The organism is Negativibacillus massiliensis (assembly GCF_900148495.1).
GTDB classification, from domain to species: Bacteria; Bacillota; Clostridia; order Oscillospirales; family Ruminococcaceae; genus Negativibacillus; species Negativibacillus massiliensis.
Genome location: NZ_FTRU01000008.1, coordinates 1,085,157 through 1,106,458, shown reverse-complemented (window position 1 = coordinate 1,106,458; position 21,302 = coordinate 1,085,157). Strand labels below are relative to the sequence as shown.

General features: G+C 40.1%; 18 protein-coding genes and 1 pseudogene. 11 read left to right on the top strand and 8 right to left on the bottom strand.

The window, feature by feature from the left end; all coding sequences use genetic code 11:
* Positions 1 to 23: 23 nt before the first annotated feature.
* Positions 24 to 788 (bottom strand): helix-turn-helix transcriptional regulator, encoded by a 765-nt coding sequence (locus tag BQ5375_RS11155; protein WP_268876807.1) that lies wholly within the window; start codon positions 786 to 788, stop codon positions 24 to 26.
* Between the two features lie 200 nt (positions 789 to 988).
* Between BQ5375_RS11155 and BQ5375_RS11150 the strand changes: the two genes are divergently transcribed.
* The 3 genes from BQ5375_RS11150 to BQ5375_RS11140 are packed head-to-tail and all read left to right on the top strand — an operon-like array spanning position 989 to position 3,825.
* Complete coding sequence (locus BQ5375_RS11150) at positions 989 to 1,831, top strand: sugar phosphate isomerase/epimerase family protein (protein WP_022131834.1); 843 nt, start codon at positions 989 to 991, stop codon at positions 1,829 to 1,831.
* An 18-nt stretch (positions 1,832 to 1,849) separates the two neighbouring features.
* Positions 1,850 to 2,917 carry a Gfo/Idh/MocA family protein gene (locus BQ5375_RS11145; RefSeq protein WP_076917935.1) on the top strand — a complete coding sequence of 356 codons (1,068 nt, stop codon included), beginning with the start codon at positions 1,850 to 1,852 and terminating at the stop codon, positions 2,915 to 2,917.
* A 44-nt stretch (positions 2,918 to 2,961) separates the two neighbouring features.
* Positions 2,962 to 3,825 (top strand): sugar phosphate isomerase/epimerase family protein, encoded by an 864-nt coding sequence (locus BQ5375_RS11140; RefSeq protein ID WP_022131836.1) that lies wholly within the window; start codon positions 2,962 to 2,964, stop codon positions 3,823 to 3,825.
* Between the two features lie 80 nt (positions 3,826 to 3,905).
* Here the strand turns inward: BQ5375_RS11140 and BQ5375_RS11135 are convergent, their stop codons facing one another.
* From BQ5375_RS11135 to BQ5375_RS11120, 4 genes are all read right to left on the bottom strand, one after another.
* Positions 3,906 to 4,619: an SDR family NAD(P)-dependent oxidoreductase gene (locus BQ5375_RS11135; protein ID WP_022131837.1), complete on the bottom strand. Its 714-nt coding sequence runs from the start codon at positions 4,617 to 4,619 to the stop codon at positions 3,906 to 3,908.
* Positions 4,620 to 4,630: 11 nt separating this feature from the next.
* Entirely contained in the window at positions 4,631 to 4,945 is a 315-nt protein-coding gene (locus BQ5375_RS11130; RefSeq protein WP_022131838.1) for a TIGR04076 family protein, read from the bottom strand.
* The gene (locus BQ5375_RS11125; RefSeq protein WP_022131839.1) at positions 4,942 to 5,352 is read right to left on the bottom strand and encodes a peptide deformylase; all 411 of its coding nucleotides are present in this window, start codon (positions 5,350 to 5,352) and stop codon (positions 4,942 to 4,944) included. The genes BQ5375_RS11130 and BQ5375_RS11125 overlap by 4 nt, the downstream gene beginning before the upstream one ends.
* A 127-nt stretch (positions 5,353 to 5,479) precedes the next feature.
* Positions 5,480 to 5,668, bottom strand: a complete 189-nt coding sequence (locus BQ5375_RS11120; RefSeq protein ID WP_022131840.1) for a hypothetical protein — start codon at positions 5,666 to 5,668, stop codon at positions 5,480 to 5,482.
* A gap of 210 nt (positions 5,669 to 5,878) precedes the next feature.
* Here BQ5375_RS11120 and BQ5375_RS11115 point away from each other — a divergent pair, with 210 nt between their 5' ends.
* The 4 genes from BQ5375_RS11115 (at position 5,879) to BQ5375_RS14545 (ending at position 9,044) form a co-directional block, all read left to right on the top strand.
* Positions 5,879 to 6,424 (top strand): RNA polymerase sigma factor, encoded by a 546-nt coding sequence (locus tag BQ5375_RS11115; RefSeq protein ID WP_022131841.1) that lies wholly within the window; start codon positions 5,879 to 5,881, stop codon positions 6,422 to 6,424.
* The gene (locus BQ5375_RS11110) at positions 6,421 to 7,137 is read left to right on the top strand and encodes a DUF4367 domain-containing protein (RefSeq protein ID WP_076917934.1); all 717 of its coding nucleotides are present in this window, start codon (positions 6,421 to 6,423) and stop codon (positions 7,135 to 7,137) included. The genes BQ5375_RS11115 and BQ5375_RS11110 overlap by 4 nt, the downstream gene beginning before the upstream one ends.
* Positions 7,138 to 7,160: 23 nt before the next feature.
* Positions 7,161 to 8,294, top strand: coding sequence for a hypothetical protein (locus tag BQ5375_RS11105; RefSeq protein WP_076917933.1), 1,134 nt, complete (start codon positions 7,161 to 7,163; stop codon positions 8,292 to 8,294).
* 393 nt (positions 8,295 to 8,687) lie between these two features.
* Positions 8,688 to 9,044, top strand: coding sequence for a hypothetical protein (locus BQ5375_RS14545; RefSeq protein WP_235849999.1), 357 nt, complete (start codon positions 8,688 to 8,690; stop codon positions 9,042 to 9,044).
* A 1,557-nt stretch (positions 9,045 to 10,601) separates the two neighbouring features.
* Here BQ5375_RS14545 and BQ5375_RS11095 read toward each other — a convergent pair.
* The 3 genes from BQ5375_RS11095 to BQ5375_RS11085 are packed head-to-tail and all read right to left on the bottom strand — an operon-like array spanning position 10,602 to position 16,019.
* Positions 10,602 to 12,968: a leucine-rich repeat protein gene (locus tag BQ5375_RS11095; protein WP_022132049.1), complete on the bottom strand. Its 2,367-nt coding sequence runs from the start codon at positions 12,966 to 12,968 to the stop codon at positions 10,602 to 10,604.
* A 25-nt stretch (positions 12,969 to 12,993) separates the two neighbouring features.
* Positions 12,994 to 14,511: an ATP-binding protein gene (locus tag BQ5375_RS11090; protein ID WP_022132048.1), complete on the bottom strand. Its 1,518-nt coding sequence runs from the start codon at positions 14,509 to 14,511 to the stop codon at positions 12,994 to 12,996.
* A gap of 14 nt (positions 14,512 to 14,525) precedes the next feature.
* The gene (locus BQ5375_RS11085; protein WP_076917932.1) at positions 14,526 to 16,019 is read right to left on the bottom strand and encodes a vWA domain-containing protein; all 1,494 of its coding nucleotides are present in this window, start codon (positions 16,017 to 16,019) and stop codon (positions 14,526 to 14,528) included.
* Between the two features lie 358 nt (positions 16,020 to 16,377).
* Here BQ5375_RS11085 and BQ5375_RS11080 point away from each other — a divergent pair, with 358 nt between their 5' ends.
* From BQ5375_RS11080 to BQ5375_RS11060, 4 genes and pseudogenes are all read left to right on the top strand, one after another.
* Complete coding sequence (locus BQ5375_RS11080; protein WP_022132046.1) at positions 16,378 to 17,520, top strand: hypothetical protein; 1,143 nt, start codon at positions 16,378 to 16,380, stop codon at positions 17,518 to 17,520.
* A gap of 1,124 nt (positions 17,521 to 18,644) precedes the next feature.
* Positions 18,645 to 18,874 (top strand): annotated as a pseudogene (locus BQ5375_RS11070) (DUF6061 family protein).
* Positions 18,875 to 19,033: 159 nt separating this feature from the next.
* Positions 19,034 to 19,618, top strand: a complete 585-nt coding sequence (locus BQ5375_RS11065) for a restriction endonuclease subunit S (protein WP_022131648.1) — start codon at positions 19,034 to 19,036, stop codon at positions 19,616 to 19,618.
* Positions 19,615 to 21,150 (top strand): type I restriction-modification system subunit M, encoded by a 1,536-nt coding sequence (locus BQ5375_RS11060; protein WP_022131649.1) that lies wholly within the window; start codon positions 19,615 to 19,617, stop codon positions 21,148 to 21,150. Before BQ5375_RS11065 ends, BQ5375_RS11060 begins: the two co-directional genes overlap by 4 nt.
* Positions 21,151 to 21,302: the final 152 nt, after the last annotated feature.

The following is a 21,302-nucleotide window of genomic DNA, read 5'->3' as shown; positions in this document are numbered from 1 at the left end:
ACCAGTGGCTTTTTGCTGTCGGACTATTTAAGAATGCTGGAAAGCTGATTGGATGGACTGTGTCCCATATATCTCCGGTATGTTTTGGAGAAGTAGGAAAGATTTTGGAAGCCGCACTGTTCTGCACATTCGCTGACGTTGCAGCTGCCGGATAAAAGAAGACTTTGGGCGTGGCTGCATCGAGTCAGATTCAGATAATCAATCACCGTTCTTCCGGTGATCTCTTTAAAGGAGCGGCAGAAGTAATATTTGCTGAATCCTGCCTCGGTACTGATAGAATCGATGGTCAGTGGCTTGTCGTAATGTTTTTGAATATAGGATATGGCAGATTTTACCATGGCAAGGCGGCGATCCTGAGAAAAAGGTTCGGTTGTCGGGCAGGAATAATTTCGACTTAATCTGGCAGCGATAGAAAGTACAGCCGATTTTACTTCGGATTTATAAAAGGGAAGCTTTTGAGACATTTCGGTACAGATAGTTTGGAATTTTTCCCGAAGCACAGGATCATCAATCTGAAAGGAGAATGCCAGCTCACTGATGGGGATGCCCTGCTGTTCCAGATAGTTTTGCCCTACAATCAGACAGTAATAGGAACAGGATTGGTTGATAGCCTTGACTGAATGGAGACAGGTGCAGTTGATAACAGCAATCTGTCCCGGAGAAAAAGTACAACGCTGATGGTCGGAGGTGATTTCTGCGTCTCCATCCACCAGGTAAAGAAGTTCCAGGTCATTCTGCCAATGAATCATGAAGTCCTCGTCATGCTTTAGATGGTCAAAATGAAAGATGACAGGAAAGCTGCTATCAGTAAACTGGATATTTTCATAGGAGGTCTGTCGTTTCGTAAAAAAACCTTCTTTCCTGAAAAAAGCAAGATTGTGTTAATTTATGGCAGATTATTTTCTTTACTTGTAATTTGTGCCCATTATATAATAAAGATATAAATTTTGTCAATCCAGTGATCAAAAAGCTGAAAGGAGCATTTGTCATGTACGATTTTTCCATTGGTGTGCTGCTGGAATCCTTCCGAAGTGATATCCCTACCGCATTAAAGAAGGCATCTTCCCTTGGTGTGCAGGGAATTCAGGTATATGCCACAAAAGGAGAACTTTCTCCGGAAAAGATGAGCCATGCAAAACGGCGGGAATTTTTGCAGATGGTCAAGGATCATGGTCTGGTGATTTCGGCTTTGTGCGGCGATCTGGGTCATGGCTTTGGTGATAAAGAAAAAAATCCGGAGCTTATCGAAAGATCTAAACGAATTCTGGAGCTTGCAAAAGACCTGGAAACCAATATTGTAACAACACACATTGGGGTTGTACCGGCAGATCCCAGTCATCCACGTTATGGAGTGATGCAGCAGGCATGTTTTGAACTGGCACAGTATGCGGATTCTCTGGACGCACATTTTGCCATTGAAACCGGTCCGGAAACAGCAGCTACCTTAAAACATTTCCTGGATGAACTTCATTCCACCGGTGTAGCGGTCAATCTGGACCCGGCAAACCTTGTTATGGTGACAGGTGATGATCCGGTTCAGGCGGTCTATACCCTGAAAGATTATATTGTACATACACACGCAAAGGACGGACGCCGAAATTTCTATCGTGATCCGGAAATTATCTACGGATTGCTTGAAGCGGAGATGCTGGAAAGTGAGTCGTTCACAGAACTACCTTTGGGAGAAGGAAAGGTACCATTCCCAGAATATTTAAAAGCATTGGATGAAATCGGTTATCATGGATTTTTGACCATTGAGAGGGAAGTGGGAGAAGATCCACAGGCAGACATCCGGAAAGCAGCAGATTATCTGAAAAATCTGATTCGATAAGCAAAAGGGGGAAAAGTCATGGAGAAAAAACTGAAGATTGGCATTATTGGAACGGGAAGTATTTCAGAAAGTCATATCCATGCCTATCGAAAAAATCCAAATGTGGAGGTTTATGCGTTTTGTGATATCCGGGAAGATCGCCTGAAAGAGATGGGTGAAAAGTACGGTATTACCCGACTTTATACCGATAAAGATGTCATGCTTCGCGAACTGCCTGAGCTGGATGCAGTCAGCATCTGTACCTGGAACAGCCAGCATGCGCCCTGCACAATCGCAGCACTGCAAGCAGGAAAACATGTTCTCTGCGAAAAACCGATGGCAACCTCCGCCACAGAAGCAGAGGAGATGAAAAAAGCTGCCGAAGAAAGCGGAAAACTTTTAATGGTGGGTTTTGTTCGACGTTTTGGAAATGACTGCGCAATCGTCAAAGATTTTATTGACCACGATTATTTTGGTGATCTGTATTATGCGAAAGCAACCTATCTGCGCCGAAATGGAAGTCCAGGCGGATGGTTTGGTGACAAAAAAATGTCGGCAGGAGGACCACTGATCGATTTGGGCGTCCATGTTATTGACCTCACCCGTTATTTGCTGGGTAATCCAAAACCGACTTCAGTCTATGGCGCAGTATTCCATAAACTGGGGGATCGACGTGAGCTGAAGGATAAGAAAGGCTATACAGCATCTTCCGCTACCGGAAAGGAAGAGTTTAACGTAGAAGATCTTGCAACAGCTATGATCCGTTACGATAATGGTGCAGTGGTTTCGGTTGAGGCTTCCTTCTCGTTGAATATCAAGCAGGATGAAGGCAAGATTGAATTGTTTGGAACCAAAGCAGGAGCTAAACTGGACCCGGAACTGGAATTATACAGTCAGCAAAACGGTTATATGAACAATGTACAGCTCTGTATGCCGACAGCACTGAGCTTTGATGGGCTGTTTGAACAGGAGATTAATCATTATATTGACTGCCTGGTACATGGTACCCCATGTAAAGCACCTGCAGAGGACGGTATTACCTTGATGAAGATTCTGGATGCAATTTATGAGTCTGCAAGCACAGGTCATGAGGTCGTTATTGCTTAAAATTGACAGTTTGACCGCAGAGCTTGGAAGGGAGAAAGAAAACAGTGAAATTTGCCGTAAGTTCTTACAGCTTTCAGCAGTATCTTCGTGATGGAAGAATGACACAGCTGGATTGCGTTTTAAAAGCAAAAGAAATGGGATTTGATGCAATCGAATTTACTGATTTGCGGCCGCCAGAAGGAGTAAGTGAAGAGGAGTATGCACAGCAGATTGCGCAGGAGTGCAAAAAGGTTGGCCTGACAGTATCCAATTATACTGTTTTTGCAGATTTCCTTGCAAACGATCCGAAAACAGAAGCACAGCGCCTGATGAAAAAGGTGGATGTTGCACAGATACTTGGAAGCAAAAGCATGCGCCATGATGCCGCATGGGGCTTTGGTCCAGATAGAGCAAACAGAGGTTTGCAAAATGTGGTGGAGCGTCTGGCAGATGGATGTCGGATGGTTACGGAATATGCAGCACAGAAAGGTATTCGTACCATGGTAGAGAACCACGGATTCTTTTTACAGGATGCGGATCGGGTGGAAAAGCTGATCAACACAGTCAATCATCCAAATTTCGGATGGCTTTGTGATATGGGAAACTTCCTTTGTGCAGATGAGGACCCAGCCAAATCCTGTGGAAAAGCAGCACCTTACGTGTTCTATGTTCATGCAAAGGATTTTATTGTCAAAGGCGGTAATGAGCCAAATCCGGGAGAGGGATTCTTTTCTTCCCGTGCCGGAAACTATCTGAGAGGTACTATCATCGGTCATGGAATGGTGCCGGTAAAACAGTGTCTGCGTGTGCTGAAACGGGAAGGCTATGACGGCTATCTGGGATTGGAATTTGAAGGAATCGAAGACAGCCTGCTCGGTATCCGAATCGGTTTAGACAACCTCAAGCGTTTTCTGGAAGAATTACAGTAAAACGGCTTTTTCCTTACATCAAAAACACCCCGCCTGCTCTCAAACTTATGAGAACAGGCGGGGTGTTTTGTCAATTCATATTATTTGTCTGGGTTTTCCAGTGTCCAGCCACAATCGTTGTGGTAGATCATTTGATGGGTCATGCCGCCATCAATGCAGATATTTTCACCGGTGATAAATCCTGCCTTGTCCGAGCAGAGATAGAGCACCATATTGGCAATGTCCAAAGGGTTGCCAACTCGGCCGGATGGATGCTGAATAGCATCCGGACCGTCATAGACGGTATAATTAGTGTCAATCCAGCCGGGAGAAATGGAGTTGACTCTCACTCTGCCAGCCAGACTTACTGCCAAAGCATGGGTCAGGGCAGAAATGCCGCCTTTGGCTGCGGTATAGCTTTCAGTCTGGGGCTGGCTCATCCGATCGCGGGAAGAGGAGATATTCACTATGGCCGCACCGGGAGCAAAGTGAGGTGCAAACAGCTTGGTGAGGTAAAAAGGAGCGGTGACGCCGACCCGGAGGGCATAGTTAAATTCTTCATAACTGCACTGGTCGATACCTTTCATAAGCGGCAGGGCATTGTTGATCAGATAATCTACATGACCAAAGTCAGCAATTACTTTTTGGGCAAAATCTTCCAGTACCTGCTGATCAGCCAAATCACCGATATAATAGTCGTTTTCCAAAAGGTCGATGACACATACCTGTGCACCTGCCTTACGAAATTCTTCTGTGATGGCTTTGCCGATTCCTCTGGCTCCACCCGTAACGACAACAACCTTATCTTTAAACATAGCAATACTCCTTAGTCAGCATCTTCATCTATTGTTTCTACCAGAAAGCTTACCGGACGGAATCCATCATTGCAGGAAAGCATAGCAGAACGGGGATTTTTCATCCAGCCGTCATAAAAATTCTCTGCACCATGGCTTAAAGCAAGGATGAAAGGGGAGAGGGTGTCCCATGCACTCTGGCAAAAACCATCTGGCTTTTCCCAGCCGTTGGCAATGAAAATCTGTCCCACTTTCATATCGCAGGCATGTTCAATTGGATTTTCATATTGTACTATCAAATCTTCGTAGCGGGTAATGCGCATAACGGTAATTTTACATTTTTTCATATGATGATTCCCTCACAGTGATCAATTTCATGTTGGATAATCTGTGCAGTCCAGCCGGTGAAGGTTTTCAGGCGCTGCTGAAACTTTTCGTTCTGCCAGGAAACCTTAATAGATTTCCAGCGCTTGGTTGGCCGAACTCCACTGAGAGAAAGACAACCTTCCTCAGTATCGTAAGGTTCCGCTTTTTTGATGATCTGAGGATTGAACATGACCATATAGCTTCCATCATTATCAAAGACAATGATGCGCTTGTTCACACCGATCATGTTGGCAGCAAGTCCAACACAGCCTTCCTTGTGGTGTATCAGGGTATCAAGCAGATCTGCGGCAACTTGCAGATCTTCCGGTGTGGCCAGTTCTGCTTTTTGAGCCAGAAAAGCCTCGTCTTTGCAAATTTCACGAATCATAATGGGTTCTCCTTGTGCTGTCAAATAATCGCTGCAATAGAAAATATCATGAGCAATCAGTTGGTTAGTCTAGAGATATTTTCCTATTTACCTGAATTATACATGCTGTGAGAAAGAGGGTCAAGCCCTATGTTTTGCTAACCATTTTTAGCGTTTTAGCAGAGGTTTCAGGATTTTTGCAGGCTTGAAGGATATCCTCTTCAGAGGTTTGCTTTGCTGTGGATGTATTCTGTTCAGAAGTTTTAGCCGTACAGGCGTTTAAGGAAATAAGCATAGAAAGTGTTAGGAAGACAGCAATGCTTTTTGTCAGTTTCATAAAAATCCCCCTCTAAATAAAAATTAAAGTGTAGTAAATCGGCGAGAATCGCAGTTATTCTTACTATAATAGTAACTGACTGAAACATAAAATACTACGTCTTTTTACATCATTTTAAGCTTGTCAATTTTATCATTGACAGGTTTCGGAATTTGCGGTAGAGTGTATATAAGAAGATATTAGTCTAAAAAGAAAGCGGGGGAGAGCAGAGTGCTGCTTTTCATGACATACAGTGAGGAGGAACAGGAAAAATTCACATCGATTTTTCGTCAGCACTATCGGGTGTTGATTGGAAAAGCGTATGATATCCTGCATTCCCATCATCTGGCAGAAGATGCGGTAGAAGAAGCGTTTATTCGTGCACTCAAACATTTGGATAGATTGTCGGAGACAGACAGCATGCGGACAAGACGTTTTTTGCTGGTAACAGTAGAGAGAATCGCCATTACGATGTATCACAAAAATCAAAAGATTGTACCAATCGATTTTGAGGGTCAGGATGAGGAGAGTATAGAAATTGACCCCACTTGGGAGAGGTTTTCCAGTGAAGAAACGGTGCAGGAAATCAAAAATATTTTGTATGGGCTGAAACCAGAAGACAGGGAGGTGTTGATCTACAAAGTTGTCTATCAATGGAGCTATGAAGAAATTGCAGATGTGATGGGAATTTCGACCAAAAATGTTTCGGTGCGTTTGAGCCGAATCCGCCGCAGAATCATGAAGGAATATGTCAGAAGAAGGGATGGGGTCAGATGAGCAGGGAAAAGCTGAATGAGGAACTGTTTGACGTATTTCTTGCAGAAGCACTGCGGCAGGTTGAGGAGGAAGAATTGCAAAAATCAGAACAATTCTTTGAAGAGCACAAGATGGAAGATTACATTCCGTCCAAGCGCTTTGTCAGAAGGATTAAACGGGCTTATAGGATGCATTGTATCCGGCACGCTTGGAACAGCAAAGGACTGCGGCGGGCAGCGAGTGTTTTGCTGACTGCGGGAATTGTATCCGGAAGTTTGATTTTTTTAGCAGATGCAAATGGTTTTTCTCTTTATGAAACGGTCTTTTTAAGAAAAGAACGTTACACATCCATCGAAACATATAAACAGATTGTATCGGAAGATTATGAGGATTCATTGGAGTATTTTTACTTTCCTAAATACATTCCAGTTGATTTTGAAATTGTAGATGAAAGAGAAGTAGAACATTATTCTTATATCAGGTTTAAAAAGGATGCTCATTATTTTTTTATTTGTCAGTGGGATAATTCAGAAAAGAGAACGACACTAATTGATACAGAATCTTCTGTATTAACAGAAGTGGAGATTGATGGGCATAAGGGGTTTTATTCAGAAAAAGAAGGGAGACAATCCATCTATTTAAATATGGGAGGTATCTCAGTTAACATTTATGGTAATATTGGAAAGAAAGAAATATTCAAACTGGCAGAAAATCTGGAGCTTCTAGCAAGATAAAATGGAAAGGTGGGGAGAATATAATGAAAAAGACAAATGTTCTCTGTATAATAATCGTTACTGTAATGCTGATGGACCTTTTTTCGGGATGCGCACAAAAGAAAACAGAGATTTCAACAGAATTTGCAGATCAAACCTATCTGCAGCCGTTGATTCCAACCGGGCGTCTGTTTCGTTACAACTGGGATTCCCCATCAGAAATAAAACCGGATGATCTGGTAAACTTTGCAGCTTACAATAATCTGTTGGAGCTTCCGACTGAACCAGCAGGGCAGAAAATCTGTGACGGAGCATCCTATATAGATAGTATGGCGCCGGCAGAGCAGCTGGAAGAGGCAGTTTTGCAGTATTTTTCAGTGGATGCACAGCAGCTGCATCAGTCCTCCTTTTATGATGCAGGGGCAGAATGTTATACCCTTTTTTCCGGCTGGGGAGGAGAATACGGAGCTTCAGTCACTGATGTATCACGGGAAGGTGATATCCTTACCTTGAAAATTGAGGAAGGAAATTTTGACCAGCCGCAAAAGGAACCACTGGGAGAACTGAAGGTGCGGATGATTTCGGAGGAAAAGTGGGAGTATCTTAGCTATCGCTTTGAAAAGGAAATAAAAATGGGAAACTTAAACGAGCAGGAGCGTTTGGAATGGCAACAGAAATATCTGTTTCCACTGATCCCGACTGGTCACATGTATACATACGGCTGGGACTCGGTACAGAAAATCCTGCCGGATGATTTGGTCAACTTTTGTGCGTACAATAATCTTCTGAATTTACCGGTCACGCCGGAGGACCTGACGATTGTAGGCGGGGCAGAGTATGTCCAGAAGGAAGCTCAGGCAGAAGCAGTGGAGGAGGCTATCAGGCAGTACTTTGATGTCGATACAAAACAGCTGCGCCAGTCCCAGTTTTATCACCCGGAAAGAAACACCTATACTATGTTGTGTGGATTTGGCGGCGGTTATGGGATGCAGCTGATGGGAGGATATACCGAAGGGGATATGATGTATCTTCAGGTTGGCGAAGGTGGAGTGGACGAACAACCAGTCTATACTGGAACATTGAAGATTAAACAAATCGATGAAAGTAACTGGAAATATGTAAGCTATCAAAAGGAAAACTGGAGTTATATAGGAGAGACGTTATCAATGAGAGAATAAAGATATTGGGATGAAGAAAGTATAAACAAGTTATAAACTATAAGATGTTGAGTATCTAAATAAATCCTGTCAGCAAATGAGAGAATTTATTTTTTATCAAAGCAGAAAGTGTATAAAAATTTAGAGCTTAGGAAAGTTGTTTTTCAGAAAAAGAGAGTTTTTGTGAACTAGGAGAATTAAAATAACATGAAAACGGACAGCAAGGAGAGTAGGCTTGCTGTCCGTTTATTTGCCATAGGTAGCTGATCTGGAAAGTCTAATTGATCAATATTCAGGTAAAAATGGCCGAAGGTAAATCAGCAGGCTATGAGCGATGGGCAAAGAAATATAATAGAAAGGAAGCTGCACGGACCGTTTACCTATTGAGAGAGAGGAATAGATAACTATGAGGAATTGAAAGCACTGACAGAGAAACTTTCCGGTCGCTTCAATGAGTTGTCTGACGAGATGCGGAAATCAGAAAAACGAATGGTTGAGATTGGAGCATTGCTAACACATATCAACAATTATTCCAGAACAAAAAAGGTTTATGAGGCATATCGAAAATCCGGATACAGCAGAAAATTCTTTGAAGAACATCGAGAAGAGATTCAGATTCATAAAGCTGCAAAGCAGGCGTTTGAACAGTTGCCGGAAAGCAAAGTCCCAAGCAGGAGGTCATTGAATGAAGAATTCCATAGATGCTTATCAGAAAAGAAAAAAGCCTATACAGAGTACCGTCAGGTTAAAAAAAGATGCAGGAATACCTGACGGCAAAGCAGACAGTAGAAAAGATTTTGGGTGTTGATCGAAAAGTGAATGGGAAACAGAGAAAATCTAACTCCATAGAGAAATGAGCTGGTTTTAGTGTAGTATTGCTTGTTTTCTTAAGAATCAACCAATATATCGATAGTTTCTTCTGTTCTGGTTCCTTGTTCTCAATACATTTATCAAAGGGAGTTTTTTTCTAATCGGATTCTGATTTGTAAATCAAATATTGTTTCTGTGCAATTTGCTTTTGAGGCTGTTCGGATAGTCCTTTTTCATCTATAATATGTTCTTCTAATTTGCATTTGTAACTACTCTTAACATAGCACAAAGTTTCCTTCGAAAATGTTTTTGAAATTTTCTTAAATTTTCTCTGAAAATAGTTCCTCTGATCGAACGATTGTAGCGAGAAAATGAATAAGCACAGTTTTAGAGGTGCTACAGGAAGCAGAAACAGAAAGCGGAACATAAAAAACTATTAGTCGAATAGAGATCTTAATGTAGGCTCATTCATACTCTACTTTAAAGTTCAGAACCACAATCTCAACAGAGATATCATCAGTTATATTCTTACTTTATGAATTGGGTTAAGTCAATGAAGGTAAAAATGAATCGATTTTTAATTGTATAAATGTTTCAATATTTCGTATCACGGACAGACAATAAATCAATATTAACGATATTGTGTTTTTCAAGATTGATAAAGTCACTTGAACAAATAAAATCGTTGTCTACAATCCCATTAAGAGATATATCATAAATTGTGATTTGTGTCGTTTAGCATAATTTTGAAAATATAATTTCAAAGTTTTTGTCGCTGGTTGTCATTGATTCAAGAATATGATTGTCAATAGCCTCCAGCATGATTTTTGCCTTTTCGTTTAGACGATTATAGACTTCTTTATCCAAAGACCAAGAACCGTTTTGTGTTTGATAGGACAACTGATGGTAGAAATACTGTGTGTATTGATCGTAAAGTAAGTATATTCAAATATCAATTATCTGCTTCTTATCATTGTATGCCTATATATTGTGGATAGTATTTTTAATATTACTACAGCTTTTTAGGAAGATTATGATTTTTGGCAGTTTACAGATGATGGCAATTTACTAAGTAATGGAATATAGACATATACTCTGTTTATCATAATAGTTGATGTGAATGTTTGGAGTATTCTCTCTTAGCGCCAATAATATCTAAAGTGACCTCGAGAAGTTAGACAATAATTTTAAAAGAATATGGTTCAAGGGACTGAAAGGGTTTGTCATCTACATATTGTAGATGGCAAGCCCTTCAGTTTTGTCTTGATTTTGCGAATGCTGTAGTAATCCAGAGGATAGAAGAGATAAAGTAGAGTCTTGCCCTGAATTTGGAGTGCCTGTTTTTTGCAATGACGTTGCCTTCCTCTCGATATAAAAAAGAGCCCCATTTGTTATAGCATACTGTCTAACAAATGGGGTTCCATTCAAAAAATGTAAAGATTTTTTATTAGAGAATCATTAAAAATAAGTATCTGGTATCGAATGTATCTACGATAAACAAGAAAAGAACAAGGAGAGTTAATCTAAAGTAAACTCATCAATTGGATTAAAATCAGAGAAATGTTTATTCTTGTATTCCAATAAAACAGCGGTACAATTAGAGGAGTTATGTTCAATAGAAAGAGAGAGGAGTTCTGTAATCTGAGCCAGCGTAAAAATATCCAAACAACGAACAATACTACTATCGTCCTTTAATATCCTATCTGCAACGGTCCACTTATCTAAGAGACCTAAAATATGATTCGCCCAACGTGTAGGCCGCTTTACTTCCAGTCTGCCAAATTCTACACGAGCATCCTGACTGAGCGTATGATGTACATATTCAGTGAGGTGATATTCCAGAGAAACGTCTTTGAAATCAAGATCCAATTCACTGGAAGTATAGTTGTATGAAAAATAGATACCATGTTTGTCTTGACTACGAAGTAGATTTGCTAAAATAGTGCAGTTCTGATAGCGGTCTTGTCGAATACTATCAAAAGGAATGACAGGTTCCCAAATCTGAAGGAATGGCTGTTTGGAATTATGGGAAGCAAAGTATTTTTGCCAATTTTTCACATCTTGTGAATTCATCTCCATCGGGTGTGCCAGAAAAATGGGGTCATTACCTAAAGAATAGGATATTTGATCAGAGGTGATTACGTCATTGTTTGTAATGGTAAATGTATGAGGTCCTTGTTTCCAAACCAGCAAAGATGCGACTTGATGCAGAATAGGATTGGAAAGATAAGAATACTTCCAGTTGTCAGCTGTCCAGCTTTTATTGTCCAGAAAGTTTGTGAAAAGGGTATGCAACCGTATCTTTACAGACTTTTTTAAATTCTTCTTCAAATTCTCGAAATCATTTTTTGCCAATTCATACAGTTCTGGATCAGAACCTTTTTGAGGAACAGACTTGAGTTCTTTTCCTTTTTCCTCATCATAAAGAATCAAGGTAAGATCAGAAGTTACAGCTGCTTTCAAACTTTTGCTGCCGAGATTATATGTTTTTTGTCCCTGAGTATCCAGACCGAAATCCATCACTATGGTATCTCTCAGAGTGTCTTCATCAATACCACGAATATCAGCAGTAAAATACAGATAATCATTTTTCTCGGCCCATATCAAAGCTTCTCGATGTCTGCTCAAGCAAAGACAAAATCCGGCAAGGAGTGCAGTATCCCGTCCAGCTCGACCGTAATCTCCCCATTTGTTCCATGCATTGAGATTAATAATGATTTTTTTAATCTGAGCTACGGAACCGTAAAGGCAATAAGGAATCAGGAAATAACGAATTGGGAATTTTGTAATTCCTTTTTTCTCATCAATCAGAGTGTATAGATTTTCCAGCATCTGCTGGAAATCGGAAGGATTCATGGTGTTTATGATTTGCTCGGAATCCTTAGATAAGTATTCTTCTGGCAGTTCTATTTCAATGTCATCTTTGTCCAGATAGTTTGATAAAACGCATCCGATAGTAAAAGGGGAAGCTGCCCCATTACAATCCCGATAACGAACAAGCGGAATATCGCAGAGGTCAATCCCATATCTTTTCAAAATTCGTTTTATACTGGACTCATTGTAATGTTTTTTGCAAAATTGCTCGGAAGGGTGATCGGTTGCTATAAGCAGGGACTGATTTTCCAGAGAATTACAGACTGGTACTGTAGATGGATTATTTTTTTCTAATTTATTTGCAGTGTTTTCCTGTTGTGAGTATTCTGCGAGTAATTGCGCCGCGCTGGATTTGGCTTGGAGTAAGACTTTATATAAGGAGTCTAAGGTTTCTTGTGTCAATTTATCTTTATGTTTCAGAGCAAATTCCGCAGCTTTTTTGTATGGTGTGGGCTTTCTCTTGGCTTTTGCAAGTAATTTTGTCATAGCAGCCACAGTTTTATTGAGATCGGCATAAAGTTTTGACTGGAATTGAAATAAAATCTTTTTGCTGCTTTGTGTCAAATAAATAGCGGCACAGTGCTCTAAATTGTTGCTCGATAAAGCAAGTTGAGGAAAGACATGGATAATCTTGCGGCCTTCCATTAAGCAATCTACGAGATTGGGAATTCTTTTAATACCAGAGAAAGCAAAAGCGGATAAATCAATCGTTTTCATCTGCTGAGGAATGGTGACCGTAGTCAGATTGTTACAATCATAGAAAGCCTCTTCACCAATAGAAGTTACAGTGTCAGGAATAGTGATAGTAGTCAGATTACTACATCCATAAAAGGCGGAATTGCCAATAGAAGTTACCGTGTTAGGGATGGCAATGACAATCAACGCAGTGCAGTTTTTAAAAGCGCCTGCACCAATAGATGTTACACCATCAGGGATGATTACATTTCTATCTGAGCCTTGATATTTTTTCAGTACGTCGTTTTCAATAACAAAATCCTTTGAGTTGCTCATATTTTCCCTCCTGAAATTTAGTTTTTTAATCGTTTAAATCCAATGCTTCCAATTCTGTAATAATTTCTTTTTGACGTTCATAAAACAGCAGTTCCTTATTGTGCTCAAAATATTCTTTACATCCATATCGGCTGATAAAGTGTGCACTGTAATAGTTGGCAGTTAGTTCTGTGACTAAAATCAGAATTTCCTGGCCATTGCCAAATACCGCTTCGCAGAAGCTAAATAGATTGGAAAGGTGTTTTTTGACCGTACAGGAAGAAGTTTGAAGTTTCTGAACCTGCATATCAAATTCATTTTTATATAGGGTATAGACCTCGCAATTATTATGTAAAGATCTTTTTTTCTGAAGATCCAGCATTTGTTCCAAAATAGCGATGACGTTGTGGTAAATATACTTGGTGTCAGAAGACAAAGAGGAGGCCTGTTTTCCAATTTGTATTTTCTTTTGGAAGATGGTTGCCTGTTTTTGTATTGGTGCTGTGAGATTTGTTTTGATATGCTCTAATTCTGTGCGGACGATTTTCAGACAGTTCATTAGTTCTGTTAAGGTTTGTTCTGTCAGGAAAATCATTTTCATTTCTTCGGTGACAACATTTAAAAGTAATCCCAACAGCATTAGACGCTCATCAAATTTGGCATGTTTAGCGCGTTCTCTGATCGTTTCAGATCCCTTTTCATCAAGAATTTGATCGATTTGATAATCGGATTTATATTTATTGAAAAGGTCATAGTAAATTGCAAATTCTTTGGCAATTTTTTTATCCTGAAGATACTGCCCAATTAGATTCTGGTCAATGTTAATGCCCTGTTGTTCACACAGTTTCATCATATCAGACAGGTCAGACCATCCGCGTGCTGTGACAAAACACTTTCCATCAACAGTAGTTTCTATCTTATAAAAATCTGATTTTTTTATATCCAAATATGTTGTAACAGCAGGATGAATTCCTCGTTGAAAAGCATACTCTTTCCAAACTGGGTAGTCCGGTTCAACATCAATTCGTTTAAGACGATCCCAGGTAACAATATCGAATTCCCGAACAGAATGGTTATACTCCGGAGGGTTTCCGGCAGTCACAACAATCCACCCATCTGGCACACGATGATTTCCAAAAATCTTATATTGCAGGAATTGAAGCATGGCAGGGGCCAATGTTTCAGAAACACAGTTAATTTCATCAAGGAACAAAATACCTTCTTTGATATCCGTCTTCTCCATCATATCATAAACAGAAGCTATAATTTCTGACATAGTGTACTCAGATACAGCGTATTCCTGACCATTATAAACCCTCTTTTCAATGAAGGGTAACCCCAAAGCACTCTGACGGGTGTGATGTGTCATGGAATAACTTACAAGCCCGACACCCAGTTCCTGTGCAATCTGTTCCATAATGGCAGTTTTTCCGATACCAGGAGGCCCCAGAAGAAAAACAGGACGCTGACGCTCAACGGGGATGATGTAATTCCCAAACGGATCTTTCGTAAAATATGCTTTTACAGCATTTTGTATTTGTTCTTTTGCCTGTTTGATATTCATGTTATTTTTCCTTTTTAAATTTCATCTTTCTGTAATACCAACTTGATAGCCCATGAAGGAACTTTTAAGTTATTATCATTTTCAGCGATAAAAATAAATGCAGCTTGGTAGTCCGGCTTTTTTGCGGGGAAGGTGCCAAATCCATCTGTTAAGTAGATGAGTCCTTTCAGGTTGATCAATTCTTTCTTCTGGCGAAGCTGTTCTACATAATTGAATACCGGACGGAAATCAGTACCACCTTGTCCTTTGATTGACATGGTTTGCAGGTATTCATCAAAGTCTTTCTGACAGGATATTTTGACATCTTCCTGAATTTTTGCATCACATTGGATAATATGCAGATTGATTTTTGAAAAAAAACTTTCGGTAGACTTGAGAATATTGTAAGTTTTCTGTACGAAATTCTGAACGATTTCACCGGAAGTAGAGCCAGAAGTATCAATCGCAATTATGAATTCTTTGATAGCTTTCGTTTCCTTATATTCCAGAGGTTCAATCAAAGGTATATTTTGGTATAGTTGTAATCCGTACGTATAGAAAATGTAGTCAAATTCGTCTTCATTCGTTTTCATGACCTCACCCAATACAGAGAATTTTTTTAAAAAGGATGTATAGTCATACTTTTCTCGATTTACAGCCCGAAGATTTTGAATCAGATCACCGGCAGATTTTCCCTGATTTATAGAAAATGTTTCCAAGTCGATTTGTATTTTCTGAGAAATTTCTTTCCAGACTTTAGTTAATTCTGATCTGGTACTTTTTGAAAAAGAGGGTAAGCGGTTTAAGGAAGGTTTCAATACTGGCTGAGTCTGAATATTTGATTCTGTATCCGACTGCTTAGGTGAAGTGGCTGGTGATATCTGTGGATGATTATATGAATCATTCGAGTGTTTATTTGAACAGTGAGATACTCTGAGATGATTTTCTGAAGGGTTAGATTGAGAATGTGTGGCTGAAGTGTCCGCTTCTGGTTCTGATGAAGAGTACCAGATATCATGGCTATCAACGTAGAAAAGAGATTGTAACTGGAAAAATTTAGCAGAAGGGGGGCGATGCTCCAAATAGTAGCGGTATATTTTTTCAGCTGTCAAATACTTGATTTTATTTCTCAGATAGGCCAATACCTTAGATTGTGCTTCCTGATTTGCAGTTAGTGTAGCCTGAATCTGTAATTGACTGATGGTAGCTTCGACCGCAATATCACATGCTAAATTCCAACAATCATGATCAATCAAATTATCTACGAAACTGTGCTGAAACACACAATGCAGTACCATGTGCAGATAGTTTCGTACGGGACGTTCTTTTTCCATTAGATAGGATTGCAGAAGCTGTCGAGGATCATAGTAAATGAAGGAACCATCAGTAGCCAGATAACCAGATACAGGAACCCATGAAAACTGAGAAAGAGCAATATCTAAAAATCTCAAGTGAACCAAGAGAGTGTTTCGAGAAAGTAATAGTAATTTTTTTGCCAGTTGATCAATTTGTTGTTCGTTTCCGCTCATAATACAATACCTCTTTTGATGGGGAGCGTTTATATTGGTTTCTATAGGTCAACAAAATTTAATGATAATCTGGAAGATTATTCTAATAAATTGTATCATTTTTTTAAAAAGGATTCAATACTGGCTGTTTATTGTGAGGTTTAAAACTGTAGAGGTACAATACATGATGACTAATATAAGAGGTAAGACTTGATTATCTAGCTAGAAAGTAGTATAATTTACTGAATTTAAGTACAGCTTGAGTGTGGTTGATGATCATATTATGATTTTTAACGAAGCATTGTAACGAAGCATTGTAAGGTAAAAATGACAAACAACAATAATGTTATTATAGTATAGTAAAAGTCGAGGGATTATTGTGAGTAGAAGTATGCGTAGAAGTCGAAAAATAAGAAAGCAATCAGATGATGGATGCCTTCTTGCATTCTTTCCAATCATTATAGTGTTGGGAGTGATAGTTGGTGTAGCTCAATTTGTTGCAGAAAATATTGGAGTAATATTTATTGTTTTGCTTGTAGTTGGCGCTATAGTAGGTCTAATTGTTGCAATAAATAACTTCTTCCAAAAAAGGCAAGAAGCAGATGCAGAACGTCAACGTAATATTGAAATTGCAAATTTATTGGAAATGGAACCTTCTTTGATCACAATACCCACCACAACAGATTTTTCGAACAGGGAGGAGGAATGGGTTAACCAAAATTTTAGAAATTATTTGAAATATCAAAATGATGTTATACTAGCAACGTCACACTTAGAGTATCTTGAAAACAAGGCTAGAGCATTGCGCTTCTTGGAACGAAATGAGGATGCATCTCAGATAGATGCATCAATATCACAAGTGCGTTCCAAAATGTTAAAAATTCAAAGTGACGAATCTGTAGTATTTGAATCTAAATATGTATATGCATTTTATCGTTCCACAGAAATAAAAAATGCATATACAGAATTCTCAACTAAACTACCAAACGAAAGGGTTGATTGGCTTGAGAATTTTTTTCGAAATTCGCATGTGAAGATAGTTAAGATCGATTCTTCGACTGCCCTGGTCTTTTGTCCAGAATATGTGATTCGATATACAGGAGTCTTACAAAAATTAGAGATCTTTACATATGCAGATATGACAGTGAGTTCGAGAATTACGACAGAATTACTTGATGCTCCTATAGAGGCAACGGATGAAATTGAACATATAGGGTATCGCTACGAAACAAAAGATGGTCGCAGGGATATGCGATATAGTTATGAAAACAATCCATCCTTTACCTATGTATATCGTGGAAAGGTAACACTTAAAGTTGCTGACACGATATATGAACAAAAATTTCCAAATAAATCACAAACAGAAGTGTTTGAACAAAACATCAAAGATTATGTTATGTTGATGAGTGGAAAATACAAAACTGCGGTAAATCAAGCACTTACACATAATGAAGAGATAATTTCATTGGGAAATATTGATATGTTTATTGCACAGCAAGATACAACAGATAAACTTAAGTAAGATAGAAACAAAACGAGCAAAACGTAAGACTGACCTTACAGTATAATTACAATAAAGCGGAAAAGCTCCCGTAGAATTAAGGTTTGATACTATTTAGCTTTGTAAAGGACAGAAAACGGTGTGACCGTAAAGGTTATGCCGTTTTTCTGCGTCCAGAGATATATTTTGCAATAACAGACTCAAAAATCGGTGGATGGGATCTATCTGCATCGCAACTAGGGTAGTATCAATATTTTTTGGGGCTTTGTAGATTTGTTAAACATATTGGACAGTGGACTCTAAAAGAGAAAGCCAATTTAGAGGTCTCATAGGAAAGTTGTTTAAGCAACGATTGTAAACAGTAAGCTGCTTTGTAAAGTTATGGATAGGGTAAAAATGATGACAGGAATAAAAACCCTTCTGATTCTCCCGGTGGCTGTGTTCCACTTTTCAGTTGTGTCGAAGTGTATAAGGGCGGATGAGCTTGTGGCTAATTACGAGTTTAGCGACAGTGGATTCAAACAGAGTAAGCAGATTTTTCTTACTATTGGAAAAACGGTTGGTGAATTCAAAGCCATTGTCGGTCTGGATACATTCGACTCGGATGTCTCGGCGGGCATACCATTTGACCAATTTGTTTAGAAAATCGGCAGAAGAATAGGTGAATTATTTAGGATAGGCAGTCAGAAAGCAAAGGCGGGTAAACTTACGATGGCTGTGTACTGGAACAAACGGAGTACAAGTTGTTTATTGTGAGGGTTTAAAACAAGTCTTTATATAGGTAGAGCAATAAAACAGATTGGTGTTAAAAAGGATACAGTATATTTTAAACTAAACAGAAAGACAATTGGAGTATATTCAAGTAAGAGGTAAATTTAAATTAGAAAGTCTTTTGGAAAAAGATATTAAACCTCTTTCTATAAAGAAATTTTCTTCGTAGCATAGCCATCATCAATAGATGATGTTCTGGGGATTGGGGAGATAGCCTCAACAAGCAATTTTTGAAAATGGAGCCAGAGGCGAAATTGAGAAAATGAGCAAACAGGGCCCTGTTTACACTGCTTGCCACAGTTGTGATTAAGAGAAACAGCCCTTGTGCCGCTGCGGAAAATCAAGCGAAATTTAAGCATTAGGAGGTAACGACTATGAGAAAGATTGTGTTCTGTGAATTTAACATGGGCATCACCTGTGTGGAGCTACGCATGGAAGGTGGAATCCTGCGCTCAATCGACTGCATTGCCGTAGAAAATGAGGTGGCGAACAGTTATACCAGTGGTCGGAACTTGACTGACTGATTTACGATGATCTGCTATCCTATGCAGAACTAATCTTAAACGGTGATATCGCCAACTATTTAAAAATGTCAGTTGTATGAATTATAGAAGTTAAGCTATTAAAAAAATGTTATTTTTGAAACATGACGTTTTTATTATTGACAAATTCGACTGGCTAACATATAATGAGAGTAGCTTAGAAGAGTAATTTTTTTAGAAAACATCTGTTATTTGTGACACATGACAAATGAGGTGAAAGGATGAAATTGCAGGAGCTTGCGAGTGTTCGCAGTGGATTGGTTTTGGCAAGGAAGCAATCCAGGGAACCTACAGATTATCGCTATCCTTTAATCAATTTGCGTTGTATCCAGCCGGAGGGTATTATTAACCTAAATGAGTCAGATATCTATGAGGCCAAAGAGCCGTTGAAGGAAGAGTATCTTTCCCGACGTGGAGATATTGTTGTTCGCCTTACAGCGCCATATACCGCAGTTTTGATTGATGACCTTACATCGGGAATGGTGATATCCTCAAACTTTGTGGTGATTCGAATAAACGACAAGCAGTTAATGCCGGAGTATCTTTTCTGGCTGCTGAATACCACAAAAGTGAAACGGAAAATTTACGAGAATACGACTAGCAATATGCTTGGTGCAGTAAAAGCAAAGTTTCTCATAGACTTTGAGCTTACGCTTCTTTCTGCTGAGAGCCAGAAAAAAATCGCACAGTTAAATTTACTGGCAAGGAAGGAGAGCCAACTGCTTAAAGAGTTGGCGGAAGAAAAAGAGAAATTATATTCTTGCCTTCTGGATCAAGCGTACAAAAGGGCAAAGAAAGGGAAATGAAAATGACAACCAGAAAAGATATTGAGCAAGTCCTGTGGAATGCCTGTGATAGTTTCCGCGGCAAAATCGACAGTTCCCGATATAAGGATTATATTCTCTCTATGCTGTTTGTGAAGTACCTCAGCGATGTTTCCAAAGAGAAGCGTGAGGAGTATGTTAAGCAGTATGATGACGATATGCGCCGGGTAGAGCGTGCCATGAGTCGTGAGCGTTTTGCGATGGACGAGCAGTCTACCTTTGATTATCTTTATGCCAATAGGAATGATGCGGAAATCGGCCAGAAGATTAATGTAGCGTTGAACCATATCGAGGAACACAACAGCGGAAAGTTGCGCAACGTATTCCGGGCTATCGATTTCAACTCTCAGGTTGATTTTGGTGAGCCCAAAGAAAAAAATGCCACACTCCGGAATTTGCTGGAGGATTTCAACTGTCTGGATCTTCGTCCTAGTCAACTGGGCTCCGCCGATATTATCGGAGATGCTTACGAGTACATGATCGCCATGTTCGCCTCTGATGCTGGAAAGAAGGGTGGGGAGTTTTTTACCCCTAGCCAGGTCTCTGAGCTAGTAGCCTCTCTAGTTCAGCCTAAAGAGAACGACCGAATCTACGACCCCACCTGCGGCAGCGGTGGTTTACTGCTGAAAGCCTATAAGAAGGTGCCCAGTGGAAAGGTGGCCATTTATGGACAGGAACTCAACGCACAAACATGGGCTCTCTGTACCATGAATATGTTCCTGCACGGTGTGGATGACGCTCGAATCTGGCAGGGTGATACTCTCTCCAATCCTCAGAATGTTGAGGATGATAATTTGATGAAGTTCCAGGTTGTGGTGGCAAATCCGCCGTTCAGTCTGGACAAGTGGGACAGCGGGTTTCTCTCGGAAGCTGAAGCAGACAGCAAGGGAAAGAAAAAAATGTCTGCTGAACTGGATCAATACCACCGTTTTGATTGGGGTGTGCCTCCCGCTTCCAAAGGCGACTATGCCTTTGTACTGCACATGCTCTCCAGTTTGGATGCCGAGAATGGCCGCATGGCGGTGGTACTTCCCCATGGTGTCCTGTTCCGTGGGGCCAGCGAGGGGAAAATCCGCCGTCAGCTGGTGGAGATGAACTTGCTGGATGCAGTCATTGGATTACCCGCTAATCTGTTCTACGGCACTGGTATCCCTGCCTGTATCCTGGTATTCAAAAAGAACCGCACCTGCCGGGATGTTCTGTTTATCGACGCTTCTGGTGACGGGAACTTTGAGAAGGGCAAAAACCAAAATATCCTGCGGGGCAGCGACATTCAACGTATTGTCAACGCCTATCAAGCGCGGCATAACGAGGATAAATACAGTTATGTGGCCTCCTTCGATGAGGTCAAGGAGAACGACTTCAACCTGAATATTCCTCGGTATGTGGATACCTTCGAGGAAGAAGAACTGGTAGATATCGACGAGGTGCAGCGAAACATTGCTGATATCGAGGCAGAACTGGCCCAAGTGCAGGTACAGATGAAGAAGTATTTAGAGGAACTTGGGCTTTGAACAGGGCGCTTAAATAAACGAAACTTATCATGTTTACTTATGAGGTCAAATGAAATCTATACTGCGCCCACCGCCGGGCGCTGGAAACGGCGGATGATATGGACTAGTTGACCGCAGATGTGAAGCAGCTGAAACTTTGATACATGTGATAT

What these genes read in the sequence shown, in the direction of transcription:
- BQ5375_RS11150 (WP_022131834.1), top strand. Translation starts at nt 989, where the DNA reads ATGTACGATTTTTCCATTGGTGTGCTGCTGGAATCCTTCCGAAGTGAT.
- BQ5375_RS11145 (WP_076917935.1), top strand. Translation starts at nt 1,850, where the DNA reads ATGGAGAAAAAACTGAAGATTGGCATTATTGGAACGGGAAGTATTTCA.
- BQ5375_RS11135 (WP_022131837.1), bottom strand. Translation starts at nt 4,619, where the DNA reads ATGTTTAAAGATAAGGTTGTTGTCGTTACGGGTGGAGCCAGAGGAATC.
- BQ5375_RS11130 (WP_022131838.1), bottom strand. Translation starts at nt 4,945, where the DNA reads ATGAAAAAATGTAAAATTACCGTTATGCGCATTACCCGCTACGAAGAT.
- BQ5375_RS11125 (WP_022131839.1), bottom strand. Translation starts at nt 5,352, where the DNA reads ATGATTCGTGAAATTTGCAAAGACGAGGCTTTTCTGGCTCAAAAAGCA.
- BQ5375_RS11120 (WP_022131840.1), bottom strand. Translation starts at nt 5,668, where the DNA reads ATGAAACTGACAAAAAGCATTGCTGTCTTCCTAACACTTTCTATGCTT.
- BQ5375_RS11110 (WP_076917934.1), top strand. Translation starts at nt 6,421, where the DNA reads ATGAGCAGGGAAAAGCTGAATGAGGAACTGTTTGACGTATTTCTTGCA.
- BQ5375_RS11105 (WP_076917933.1), top strand. Translation starts at nt 7,161, where the DNA reads ATGAAAAAGACAAATGTTCTCTGTATAATAATCGTTACTGTAATGCTG.
- BQ5375_RS11095 (WP_022132049.1), bottom strand. Translation starts at nt 12,968, where the DNA reads ATGAGCAACTCAAAGGATTTTGTTATTGAAAACGACGTACTGAAAAAA.
- BQ5375_RS11090 (WP_022132048.1), bottom strand. Translation starts at nt 14,511, where the DNA reads ATGAATATCAAACAGGCAAAAGAACAAATACAAAATGCTGTAAAAGCA.
- BQ5375_RS11085 (WP_076917932.1), bottom strand. Translation starts at nt 16,019, where the DNA reads ATGAGCGGAAACGAACAACAAATTGATCAACTGGCAAAAAAATTACTA.
- BQ5375_RS11065 (WP_022131648.1), top strand. Translation starts at nt 19,034, where the DNA reads ATGAAATTGCAGGAGCTTGCGAGTGTTCGCAGTGGATTGGTTTTGGCA.
- BQ5375_RS11060 (WP_022131649.1), top strand. Translation starts at nt 19,615, where the DNA reads ATGAAAATGACAACCAGAAAAGATATTGAGCAAGTCCTGTGGAATGCC.